Annotated in this window: 13 protein-coding genes; 4 read left to right on the top strand and 9 right to left on the bottom strand. The window is 62.2% G+C overall.

What is annotated here, in order from left to right; genetic code table 11:
* Positions 1-69: 69 nt before the first annotated feature.
* A complete protein-coding gene (locus tag V1479_RS11145; protein ID WP_368802947.1) occupies positions 70-570 on the bottom strand; it encodes a GNAT family N-acetyltransferase in 501 nt (166 codons plus the stop codon).
* 2 nt (positions 571-572) lie between these two features.
* Positions 573-2,072, bottom strand: a complete 1,500-nt coding sequence (gene gatB / locus V1479_RS11140; RefSeq protein WP_368802946.1) for an Asp-tRNA(Asn)/Glu-tRNA(Gln) amidotransferase subunit GatB — start codon at positions 2,070-2,072, stop codon at positions 573-575.
* Between the two features lie 324 nt (positions 2,073-2,396).
* Between gatB and V1479_RS11135 the strand changes: the two genes are divergently transcribed.
* A complete protein-coding gene (locus tag V1479_RS11135) occupies positions 2,397-2,654 on the top strand; it encodes a YjhX family toxin (RefSeq protein WP_173191202.1) in 258 nt (85 codons plus the stop codon).
* A gap of 48 nt (positions 2,655-2,702) precedes the next feature.
* Here the strand turns inward: V1479_RS11135 and V1479_RS11130 are convergent, their stop codons facing one another.
* A complete protein-coding gene (locus V1479_RS11130) occupies positions 2,703-3,134 on the bottom strand; it encodes a CBS domain-containing protein (RefSeq protein ID WP_173191200.1) in 432 nt (143 codons plus the stop codon).
* 81 nt (positions 3,135-3,215) lie between these two features.
* The gene (locus V1479_RS11125; RefSeq protein WP_368802945.1) at positions 3,216-3,962 is read right to left on the bottom strand and encodes a rhomboid family intramembrane serine protease; all 747 of its coding nucleotides are present in this window, start codon (positions 3,960-3,962) and stop codon (positions 3,216-3,218) included.
* A 347-nt stretch (positions 3,963-4,309) separates the two neighbouring features.
* Between V1479_RS11125 and V1479_RS11120 the strand changes: the two genes are divergently transcribed.
* The 3 genes from V1479_RS11120 (at position 4,310) to V1479_RS11110 (ending at position 6,529) form a co-directional block, all read left to right on the top strand.
* Entirely contained in the window at positions 4,310-4,951 is a 642-nt protein-coding gene (locus V1479_RS11120; protein ID WP_368802944.1) for a PAS domain-containing protein, read from the top strand.
* Positions 4,952-5,065: 114 nt separating this feature from the next.
* A complete protein-coding gene (locus V1479_RS11115) occupies positions 5,066-5,677 on the top strand; it encodes a PilZ domain-containing protein (RefSeq protein ID WP_173191194.1) in 612 nt (203 codons plus the stop codon).
* A gap of 240 nt (positions 5,678-5,917) precedes the next feature.
* Positions 5,918-6,529: a transglutaminase-like cysteine peptidase gene (locus V1479_RS11110; protein ID WP_173191192.1), complete on the top strand. Its 612-nt coding sequence runs from the start codon at positions 5,918-5,920 to the stop codon at positions 6,527-6,529.
* Positions 6,530-6,761: 232 nt separating this feature from the next.
* On the opposite strand, the gene V1479_RS11105 is transcribed toward V1479_RS11110, so the two are convergent.
* The 5 genes from V1479_RS11105 to mce form a co-directional block, all read right to left on the bottom strand.
* Complete coding sequence (locus tag V1479_RS11105) at positions 6,762-7,445, bottom strand: ABC transporter ATP-binding protein (protein ID WP_173193515.1); 684 nt, start codon at positions 7,443-7,445, stop codon at positions 6,762-6,764.
* A complete protein-coding gene (locus V1479_RS11100) occupies positions 7,445-8,731 on the bottom strand; it encodes a lipoprotein-releasing ABC transporter permease subunit (RefSeq protein ID WP_173191190.1) in 1,287 nt (428 codons plus the stop codon). The genes V1479_RS11105 and V1479_RS11100 overlap by 1 nt, the downstream gene beginning before the upstream one ends.
* Positions 8,728-10,056 carry a proline--tRNA ligase gene (gene proS / locus V1479_RS11095; protein ID WP_368802943.1) on the bottom strand — a complete coding sequence of 443 codons (1,329 nt, stop codon included), beginning with the start codon at positions 10,054-10,056 and terminating at the stop codon, positions 8,728-8,730. Before proS ends, V1479_RS11100 begins: the two co-directional genes overlap by 4 nt.
* 528 nt (positions 10,057-10,584) lie before the next feature.
* The gene (locus V1479_RS11090; protein WP_173191186.1) at positions 10,585-10,854 is read right to left on the bottom strand and encodes a DUF1467 family protein; all 270 of its coding nucleotides are present in this window, start codon (positions 10,852-10,854) and stop codon (positions 10,585-10,587) included.
* Positions 10,855-10,919: 65 nt separating this feature from the next.
* Positions 10,920-11,324, bottom strand: a complete 405-nt coding sequence (mce, locus tag V1479_RS11085; protein WP_368802942.1) for a methylmalonyl-CoA epimerase — start codon at positions 11,322-11,324, stop codon at positions 10,920-10,922.
* Positions 11,325-11,424: the final 100 nt, after the last annotated feature.

The raw sequence follows: 11,424 nt of genomic DNA, 5'->3' as shown, positions 1-11,424 counted from the left end.
GTCCGGTTCAGATGAAGTCGGCCCGCAATAGCCGCTCGCGGCGCGGCGCACAATGCAACAGCCGGGCTTTCAGTCGGCCCAGACGATCGGACGCTCGTAGATCGCGGCGGGTATCTCGGAATTGCTGCTGCCGCAGTTGGCCGTCATGCCGACCTTGGCGAAACCCTGCGCAACATAGAAGGCGACGGCCTTGGCATTGGCCTCCTCGACCTCCAGCCGCACCTTGTCGGCGTCCGGAAAGCAGCTTTCGATCTCGTCCAGCAAAAGGCCGCCGATGCCCCTGCCCTGACAGTCCGGCTTAACGTAAAGCTGATGCAGCATCACGGTCTTGCCCTCGTCGGCGGCCGAGGCGAATGCCATGCCGCCGATGCGCTCGCCGTCGTCGGCAACCAGGAACTCGGAGTTCGGCCTGACCAGCCGCGCTTCGAGCGACGGGATGGAATGCCAGTCGTCGGTGATCGCCGTCACCCGTTCCGGGCCGTAGATCGCATCGTAGGTGTCGTGCCAGGTTTCGACCAGCAGGGCGCGCACGGCTTCAATGTCTCGCGATGAGGCCGTGCGCACGAACATGGCTATTCGATCCCGAGGCGGGCCTTGACCAGGTCGTTCACCGCCTGCGGATTGGCCTTGCCACCGGTGGCCTTCATCACCTGGCCGACGAACCAGCCGGCGAGCGTCGGCTTGGCCTTGGCCTGCTCGACCTTTTCCGGGTTGGCGGCGATCACCTCGTCGACGGCCTTCTCGATGGCGCCGGTGTCGGTCACCTGCTTCATGCCGCGCTCTTCGACCAGCGCGCGCGGGTCGCCGCCCTCGTTCCAGACGATCTCGAACAGGTCCTTGGCGATCTTGCCGGAGATCGTGCCTTCCTTGATCAGGTCGATGACTGCGCCGAGCTGATCGGGCGAAACTGGAGTCTCTTCAATATCCTTGCCGGATTTGTTCAACTGGCCCAGCAGGTCGTTGATGACCCAGTTGGCTGCCGCTTTGCCGTCGCGGCCGGCCGCGACCTTCTCGTAATAATCGGCGATCGCCTTCTCGGACACGAGGATCGATGCGTCGTAGGCCGACAGGCCCAGGCTCTCGACGAGCCGCGCCTTCTTGTCGTCCGGCAGTTCCGGCAGATGCTCGGCCAGCGCATCGACATAGGCCTGGTCGAATTCGAGCGGCAGCAGGTCGGGATCCGGGAAATAGCGGTAGTCGTGCGCTTCTTCCTTGGAACGCATCGACCGGGTCTCCCCTTTGTTCGGGTCGAACAGCCGCGTTTCCTGATCGATCGAGCCGCCGTCCTCCAGAATGCCGATCTGACGGCGGGCTTCGTACTCGATCGCCTGTCCGACGAATCGGATCGAGTTGACGTTCTTGATCTCGCAACGCGTGCCGAAGTCTCCGCCCGGCCGACGAACCGACACGTTGACGTCGGCGCGCATCGAACCCTCGTCCATGTTGCCGTCGCAGGTGCCGAGATAACGCACGATGGTGCGCAGCTTGGTCAGATAGGCCTTTGCCTCGTCCGACGAGCGCATGTCCGGCTTGGAAACGATCTCCATCAGCGCCACGCCCGAGCGATTGAGGTCGACGAACGACATCGTCGGGTGCTGGTCGTGCATCGACTTGCCTGCGTCCTGCTCGAGATGCAGCCGCTCGATGCCGACCTCGATGTCCTCGAAGTTGCCCTTCTTGTCGGGCCCGACAGAGATCGTCACGGTGCCCTCGCCGACGATCGGCTGCTTGAACTGCGAAATCTGATAGCCCTGCGGCAGGTCGGGATAGAAGTAGTTCTTGCGGTCGAACACCGACTTCAGGTTGATCTGCGCCTTCAGACCCAGCCCCGTGCGGATCGCCTGGCGCACGCATTCCTCGTTGATGACCGGCAGCATGCCCGGCATCGCCGCGTCGACGAGGCTGACATTGGCGTTCGGCTCCGCGCCGAAGGCGGTCGAAGCGCCAGAGAACAGCTTTGCCTCGGAGGTCACCTGTGCGTGCACCTCCAGGCCGATGATGATTTCCCAGTCGCCGGTCGCACCAGCGATCAGGCGCTTGGGGTCGGGTGTGCGGGTATCGATGATCGTCATGGAAGTCCGGTTCGCTGTGGCGTTATCGCGCTTTCGCGCCTTTCTGCATGCGGCTTTCGCTAGATCAAAGCGCGCGTCCATGCAAGCGATTCGCCCTTGTCAGGCTGTTGCAAGCCTACGGTCACCACCCGCATCTGGACGAGGCGGACGATGTCGCCTATGTAGCGCGTGCATTACAGGGTGTTTTATGTCCACCAGCTTTGAGTCCCGCTGAAGCCCTGACGTCCACGATCGTCAGGGCATGAAAACCGAGTAACGACGCCCCGCTCACGCGGCGGCGTGATTGGCGTTCGGCCTTTGGCCGGGTTTTCGGGACTTTTTCCAATGAACATCACACGCGCTGAACAGCGCATCCTCCACCTGTTGGCGCAGGGCGGATGGATCGAACTCGAGAAAGACGAGCAGGGCCGTATCGCGGCAGCTCATTGCCACACGCGCGACAACTGGCGTTTTGCCGGTTTCGATGTCGACCTTTTCCGCAGGCTGAAGCGGCGCAACGCCGTGGCCTCGAAAGGCGGCGGGCCCTACCGCATCACGCGGCGCGGCCTCGAACTGGTGCGCGCCAGGCAAGACAACCGCTGATCCTTCCGCAAACCCGTCGGGGCCAACCGGCTCCGACGGGCGTCAACCCTATGCGGTCGCAATATATTCCCTGATCTGCTCGGCCTCGCGCTCGACTTCCTCGATGCGCAACTTCACCACGTCACCGATGGAGATGATGCCGTCCAGTTGCCCGTCCTTTTCGACAGGCAGGTGGCGGAAACGTCCGCGCGTCATGATTTCCATCACTTCGTTGACGGTATTGGCTTCCCGGCAGGTGCTGACCTTTGCCGTCATGGCCTTGTCGACGGTCAACGACAGCGCCTCCGTGCCAAGTTCGCCCACGGCCCTCACGATGTCGCGCTCCGAGAGGATACCGCGGATCTTGCGGTCGCCCGCCGTTACCACCACCGCGCCAATGCGCCGTGCGCCCAGAAGCTGGGCGGCCTGCGCCAGCGTCGCGCCGGGCTCCAGTGTAACAACGTCGCGACCTTTTTCCTCCAGTATCAACCTGACCGTCATCGCACGCTCCTCTCGGCTTGTTGGTCCGCGATGGCACATGGTGCGCTCGGCTCGAACCGTTTTCAAGAGTACTGCAACGTGTCAGTCGGGCCGGGCGCGGCGGACAAACAGCCTGACGAGAAAGAAACCGGCCAGGAAGCCACCGATATGGGCCTCCCATGCGATCGGGTTTTCGGACCCCGGTGCGCCAACGCCCAGGCCCATCACGAGATTGACCACCATCCACACCGCCAGGAACGCGACGACGGTGCGCGAGCGGAAGACGGCAGGGATCGAGAGCACCGGTCCCGCGAATGCACCCCGCCCCTGGCGGCGGTCGATCTGGAAGCCGAAGCGCGCGGCAGCGCCCATCATGCCTGAGATAGCGCCTGATGCGCCGACCAGCGGCGCGGGATCGAACGGGTGCAGCACGAAATGCAGTCCCACCGCCGCAAGCGAGGTAACCAGCCAGAACGCAAGGAACCGCGCCGCGCCGATGCGGTTGGCCAGCGGTGAGCCGAAGGCAGCCAGCCAGACCATGTTCACGATCAGATGCGCGAAGCCGCCATGGAGGAAGGCGTAGGTCCATGGCCCCGCGAACGCGAAAAGGTCGAGGGCATAACCGCCGGTGTAGCGAATCGGGATGAATGCGAAGCGCAGTATCACTTCGAAATCCTGCCGGTCGGTCAGGAGATAGGCGCGCACCAGGTGAATGCCGACACAGATGGCAAGCAGCGCGATGACGACCTTCGGCAGGTTGAACACCGGTTCGCGCTGCGGTGCCGATTCGCCGTTTTCGGCGATCTCATCCTCGACGGAACGGCTTTGCGGATCGGAATCGGAAGACATGGCTGACAATCTGCAACGGGTCCTTTTGCGCTAGCACCCTGTCGCGCAAATGAAAAGCCGTCCGGGTTTCCCCGAACGGCTTTGGTCGAGCCCCCTGCTCACCCCCAAGATTTCTTCTGACTGGAGTTCCCGCCGAAGCGTCGTCCCCTTGGAGTGACTGGAAGGTGTCACACCACTTGCCGGCCGGCAACGTAAACCCTTTGTTAACCTTAACGAACCCGAACGCCGTGAACAACGGTTAACGGGACTGGCACGGGTTCTGCCTGTCCGTCCATGTAGCACATCGGAGGGATTCGTTTCTGTTCACCGATGACACAACCGCAAAGGGACAAGGGGCGGCAGGAAGCATGAGACAGGAAGGATCGATCGCGTTGTTCCAATACTGGGACAGGTTGCGCAAGGGGCGGCCTGCACCGCGGCGCACCGAGATCGAACCGGCGGACATCAAGACCCTGCTGGCCGATACATTCATCCTGGAGAAGGACACGCGCGGCGAACCGGTCTTCCGGCTCGCAGGAACCCGCCTGTGCGCCACCTACGGGCGCGAACTCAAGGGCTACTCCTTTCCGTCCATCTGGGCGCGTCGCGACCAGCGCATGATCGCACGCGTGGCACACAGCGCCTTCCACGAGAAATCCGTGGTCACGGTCACCTATGAAGGTCTCAGCCAGGGCGGAAAGGTCAATCTTTTCGAGCTGGTGTTGCTACCGCTCGAGGGTGGCCTGGGCAGCCCGCGCTCGCTGGGTGCGATCACGCCCCTCGCCAAGCCCTACTGGCTCGGCGCCGACCCGATCGTCGAAGGCAGGGTCGATACGCTGCGTGTCGTCGATCCAGACCACGAATCGGTGTTTTCAACCGCCCGCCCGACGATGTCCGTGCCCCCCATCGCGCCCGGCGCGGCGCAGATTATCGGCAGCGAGCCGCAAGGTCCGGAACACGGCCGTCGCATCCGCCATCTCGTCGTATTCGACGGCGGCAAAGACGGTTAACTTGTCACATCGCCGACACGTTCGGCTTACCGGATATTAACCGATCCGAGAATAACGTTTCGCCAACGTCTTCGCCATGCGCGAAGCATGGAAATGAGCGAGGCGGATTCGAGAATGATTTTAGCGGCGAGCCACACAGCGCCGTCACGAACGGAAAGACGCAACTTTCAGCGCGTGCCGGTGAAAGTGTACGGCCGCTATATGCTTGAAGACCGGTCCGAACACCCATGTCAGGTGATCGACATGTCGCCGGGCGACGTCTCGTTTCTGTCAAACCATCCCGGGCAGCTCGGCGAGAAGGTCATCGCCTACCTCGACCATATCGGTCGCGTAGAGGGCGTGGTGACGCGTCGTCTCGAAACCGGCTTTGCGATGACGATCCTGGCTTCTGAGCGCAAGCGCGACAAGCTTGCCGCGCAGCTTACGTGGCTTGCCAACAGGCACGAACTCGACCTGCCGGAAGATCGCCGTCACGAACGCGTATCGCCGCGCAATCCGATGACCGTGCTCCACATGGGCGACGGCCGTCAATACAAGTGCCGCATCATCGATCTTTCGCTTTCGGGCGCCGCGATCGAGCTCGACGTCAAGCCGGCACTGGGCGTCGAGGTGACGCTCGGCAACATGCGCGGCCGCGTCGTCCGACACTTCGACGACGGCATCGCCATCGAGTTCGCGATGGTGCAGCGGGAAGAAACGCTCGCCGCGCACTTCAGCGGCCACTAGCCCTACCTCACAATCCATGCTTTCCAGGCCGGCCATTGCGCCGGCCTTTTGCATTTGCGGCATCGGGACTGCAACCCCGAATTACCTACAATTTTAATCAAAATCTATTCTATTTTTATTCTTATTCTATTCACAGTTACACAAATAACTCTCTTGTTTTGAGGCAAGTTATACTTCGCTCTTTTGCGCGGAATAAATTCCCGTCTGCCATAGTGATCTCGTCAAAGGGGAGACGACACTATGGGGACCAGGACAGGGATGCTGCATGCGGCGATAGCCGCCGCCATGCTGACGAGCGGTGCGCAGGCCGCATCGGCGCAATCTTTCATGCCAACGGGCGGGCTCTCGACGCAGCCGGTCGGCCATTACGAATTCTGCCAGCGCGAGCCGCGCGAGTGCACCAGTACGGCACATGCCGGTCCGGTCGATCTGACACGGCCGCTCTGGGCGAAGATCGTTGAGGTCAACAACATCGTCAACACGACGGTTACGCCGCGCACCGACATGGAGCTCTGGGGCGTCGAGGAGCGGTGGACCTATCCGGTCAACGGCTATGGAGACTGCGAGGACTACGTGCTCGAAAAGCGCCGCCGCCTCATCAAGGCAGGGGTGCCGGCCTCCAACCTTCTCATCACCGTGGTGCGCCAGCCCAATGGCGACGGCCATGCGGTGCTGACGGTTCACACCAATATGGGCGACTTCGTGCTCGACAATCTCGAGCCGCGGGTCCTCGCCTGGAACGAGACGGAATACAGCTACCTCAAGCGACAGTCCGCGAAGCATTCCGGCATGTGGGTCTCGATCGACGACGGCCGCAACGTGCTGGTCGGCAGCGTCAGCTCCAACAGGTAGCCAGAGCATGTCGCCCAAAAGCGGCAATCGGTTTGGGGACAACGGCATGCGGAAAACAACACTTAAGGCGCGTCGCCTGAGCCTGATCGAACGCGACGCGCCTTAGAGAAACGGGAAATCAGGGACAACCCGGTCGAGTCCCCACCCTCCCCGTCCCCAACGACCGGGTTCAGGAGCCGGCCCTTCCCCAAAGGGTCGGCTCCGCTTTTTGTGGGGTACCCTAAGCAGGCTGCTAGAATTCCACGATCTTGCCGTGGTCCAGCGTCACGCGGCGGTCCATGCGCGCGGCCAGGTCGTGGTTGTGGGTGGCGATCAGCGCCGAGAGGCCTGACTGGCGCACCAGTGCCTCCAGCGCCTCGAACACATAAGATGCGGTATCGGGATCGAGATTGCCGGTCGGTTCGTCCGCCAACAGCAGCAGTGGTGCATTGGCCACGGCGCGCGCGATCGCAACACGCTGCTGCTCGCCGCCCGATAGTTCCGCCGGACGATGTTCCGCGCGCTCGCCGATCTTCATGTAATCCAGAAGCTGCAGCGCGCGTTCGCGCGCCTGCGTCTGCGGCAGCCCGCAGACGAGCTGCGGCATCATGATGTTTTCCAGCGCCGAGAACTCCGGCAGCAAGTGGTGGAACTGGTAGACGAAACCGATGTCGTTGCGGCGGATCGCGGTACGCTCGTCGTCCGAGAGGCGGCCGCAGGCGCGCCCGTCGAGGATCACATCGCCGCCGTCCGGCCATTCGAGAAGCCCCGCCGTATGCAGCAGGGTCGACTTGCCGGCACCAGAAGGCGCCACCAGCGCAACCGTCTCGCCACGCCGCAGCGTGAAATCCGCCCCGTCGAGGATGGTCAGCTTGCGCATCCCTTCATCGTAGCGGCGGTCGATGGCCTTGAGTTCGAGCAGAAGGTCGGATGCCATCATTCGTACCGCAGCGCTTCGACGGGATCGAGCCGGGCTGCGCGCCAGGCCGGAAACAGCGTTGCCAGGAACGACAACACCATGGCCATCAGCACGACCGAGATCGTTTCGCTCGCATCCATCTTCGCCGGCAACTGGCTGAGGAAATAGAGCTCCGGATTGAACAGCGTCGTACCCGACAGCCACGAGAAGAACTGCCGGATCGATTCGACGTTGAGGCAGACGACCACGCCGAGCAGCACGCCCGCGATGGTGCCGGTGACGCCGATAGCCGCCCCGGTCATCATGAATATGCGCATCACCGATCCGCTGGTCGCGCCCATTGTGCGCAGGATCGCGATGTCGCGGCCCTTGTCCTTCACAAGCATGATGAGGCCGGAAATGATGTTCAGCGCCGCCACCAGCACGATCAGCGTCAGGATCATGAACATCACGTTGCGCTCGACCTGAAGCGCGGAAAAGAAGGTCTGGTTGCGCTGCCGCCAGTCGGTGACGAATATCTGGCGTTGCGAAGCGACCTCGACGGGCCCGCGCAAAGCGTCCACCGCATCGGGGTCGTCGACGAACACCTCGATCGACTGCACCACCCCTTCCGAATTGAAATAGAGCTGCGCCTCGCTGAGCGGCATATAGATGATCGAGCCGTCATATTCGGACATGCCGACCTCGAAGATCGCCACCACCGGATAGATCTTCTGTCGCGGCGTGACGCCGAACGGCGTCACATCGCCTTCGGGTGCTACAAGCTGGATGCCGTCGCCCACGGCAAGGCCGAGGCTGTCGGCCATGCGCTTGCCGATCGCCACACCTTCCGACTGGTCGAAACCTTCGAGCGTACCTTGCCTGATGTTCTCGGCGACGAGCGTCATCTTCTCGATGTCCTGCTCGCGCACGCCGCGCACCAACGCGCCGGTTCCCGCTCCAACCCGGCCGGTGGCCAGAACCTGCCCCTGAACCAGCGGGATCGCATAACGCACGCCTTCCACGCCCTCGATCCGTCCAGCAACGCCGGCATAGTCATCGAAGACACGGTCGATGGGCTCGACGATCAGGTGGCCATTGACCCCGAGGATGCGGTTGAGCAGCTCGGCGCGGAAGCCGTTCATGACGGCCATGACGATGATGAGCGTCGCGACGCCCAACATGATCCCGACGAAGGAGATCAGCGAGATCACCGAGATCACCGTATCCTTGCGGCGCGAGCGCAGATAGCGCCAGGCGACCATCCGCTCGAAGACGGAGAACGGCCCGGCGCCCGCGAGTTTCCTGCCGGCTGTTTCGCTCATGCGGTTTTTCCGAAGCGCGCCGCCACAGCGGACAGCGGCATGGTTTCGCGTTCGCCCGTCTTACGGTTCTTCACCTCGGCTTCGCCCGCGGCCACCCCGCGTGGCCCCACGATCACCTGCCAGGGCAGGCCGATCAGATCGGCGGTGGCGAACTTGCCGCCCGGACGCTGATCCGTATCGTCATAGAGCACGTCGACCCCCGCAGCGCCCAATGCGTCATAAAGTTCGTCACACGCGCGGTCGCAGTCCGCATCGCCGGCCTTCATGTTGATCAGCGCGACGTCGAAGGGCGCGACCGATTCCGGCCAGATGATGCCGTTCTCGTCGTGGCTGGCCTCGATGATCGCCGCCACGAGGCGCGAAGGGCCTATGCCGTAGGAGCCCATGGAGACGAAGTGTTCCTTGCCGTCGGGTCCGGTCACCTTGGCATTCATCGGCTTCGAGTATTTTTCGCCGAAATGGAAGATATGGCCGACCTCGATGCCGCGCGCCGCCATCCGGTCGCCTTCCGGCACTTCCTCCCAGGCGTTCTCGTCATGCATCTCGTCGGTTGCCGCATAGGGCGTCGTCCACGCTTTGACGATGCCGTCGATACCCGCATCGTCGGCAAAATCGGTGTCCGCGCCTGGAACCGGCAGGTCGAGAAAATCGCGATGGCAGAAGACCGCGCTCTCACCCGTATCGGCCAGGATGATGAATTCGTGGCTCAGGTCGCCACCGATCGGACCGGTATCGGCCCGCATGGGAATCGCCTGCATGCCAACCCGCGCGAAGGTGCGCAGATAGGAGACGAACATGCGGTTGTAGGCTGCGCGCGCGCCCTCATAGTCGATGTCGAACGAATAGGCGTCCTTCATCAGGAACTCGCGCGAGCGCATGACGCCGAAGCGTGGCCGCACCTCGTCGCGATACTTCCACTGGATGTGATAGAGGTTGAGCGGAAGATCCTTGTACGACTTCACATAGGACCGGAAGATGTCGGTCACCATCTCCTCGTTGGTCGGCCCGTAGAGCATTGCGCGGTCCTGCCGGTCGCGGATGCGCAGCATCTCCTTGCCATAGTCGTTATAGCGCCCGCTTTCGATCCACAGATCGGCGGACTGGATCGTCGGCATGAGGATTTCCTGCGCACCGGCGCGATCCTGCTCCTCACGGATGATCTTGCACACCTTGTCCAGCACGCGCTTACCCATCGGCAGCCAGGAGAACGAGCCCTGCCCCTGCTGGCGGATCATGCCGGAGCGCAGCATCAGCCGGTGCGAGACGATCTCGGCCTCGCGCGGATTCTCCTTGAGGATGGGCAGAAAGTAACGCGACAGACGCATGGGAAATTCCGTGAGAGATGGCTGCGGAATCATCCGCGCCAGGGTCCATTTGCTTCGGCTTCATAGCGATTTCATGGCAGGATGGAAACCCGACGCCAGCGCGTCCCATTGTCCGCTGCCGGCCTGTGCTTTTGCTGTGCAGTAAGTGACGCGAATTTGTGCAGTGCAGCACATCAAGGGTCATGTAAATGCAATATTTCTCGTGACATCGCGCGACCTGTTGGTCTAATGTGCCCCGCATAACCGAGAGGGCGGGACAATAATCCGCTCTCCTACGCGGTCAAAGTCTTGGGAGGATGCGATCTAGGCGCGATTTTCCGCAGCCGCCTTAATACGGAAACAGATCGGACGCGTTCAAATTGCAAGGCTTCGGCCTTGCATTTTTTTTGTGCAACGAAATAAATCACCGGCCTTCGACCGGCACTGGCTTGAACCGCTTTTTCAGCCAGGTTCAAGCGTTCCACTCGCAGCAAAAGAGACTGATACAACGGCTCGAGCAAGAATACCCGACGCTGGCTGCGGCGGTTACTATCCGATCGACGGCCCGATGTGGGGGATGTCGTTGAACGAAAATCCGAAATAAACGACCGCTATGTAGAAGGCGCCGAAGATTACGCCGGCTACGATCGTCGTGCGGATCACCGCGCCCAGCATGTGTCTGCCGTGCGGCGCGCTTGAGACGGTGCCCAGTGTGACCTCGCCGTCCTCGTCCTGCGTTTTCAGCCCGAATGGCAGCATGGCGAAAAGAACCACCCACCAAAGGATGAAGTAGATCGCGAAGATCGAAATCCAGCTCATGATCTTGTCCTTTTCAGCGCGCGGCCGGCAAAGCCTGCCCGGCGCTCATGGTTCGGCGCGATGCGCTATACCTGTTCCAGTTCGACCAGCGTGCCAAAGAAGTCCTTGGGGTGCAGGAACAGCACCGGCTTGCCATGCGCACCGATCTTCGGGTTTCCGTCGCCCAGCACGCGGGCTCCGGATGCGGTCAATCGGTCCCGCGCGGCGATGATGTCATCCACCTCGTAGCACACATGGTGCATACCGCCCGAAGGGTTCTTTTCCAGGAACGGCCGGATCGTGGAGTTCTCGCCCAGTGGCTCCAGCAGCTCGATCTTGGTGTTCCCGACATCGATGAAGACGACCGTCACGCCATGCTCGGGCAATGGCTGCGGCTCGGAAACACTGGCCCCCAGCGTATCGCGATAATGCGCGCTGGCGGTTGCAATGTCCGGCACCGCGAGCGCGACATGGTTCAAACGTCCGAGCATTCGTTTGTCTGGCTCCAGTTCATGAGTGCGTCTTTCGAGGCTCGTTCCGCTCGCACCTCAGGATGAGGAAGGTAGTGCATCGAGCCTACGGTGGCTGAGT

The organism is Neoaquamicrobium sediminum (assembly GCF_040970315.1).
GTDB lineage: Bacteria > Pseudomonadota > Alphaproteobacteria > Rhizobiales > Rhizobiaceae > Aerobium > Aerobium sediminum.
The sequence above is the reverse complement of the archived record's forward strand: the minus strand, read 5'-3'. Positions and strand labels throughout refer to the sequence as shown.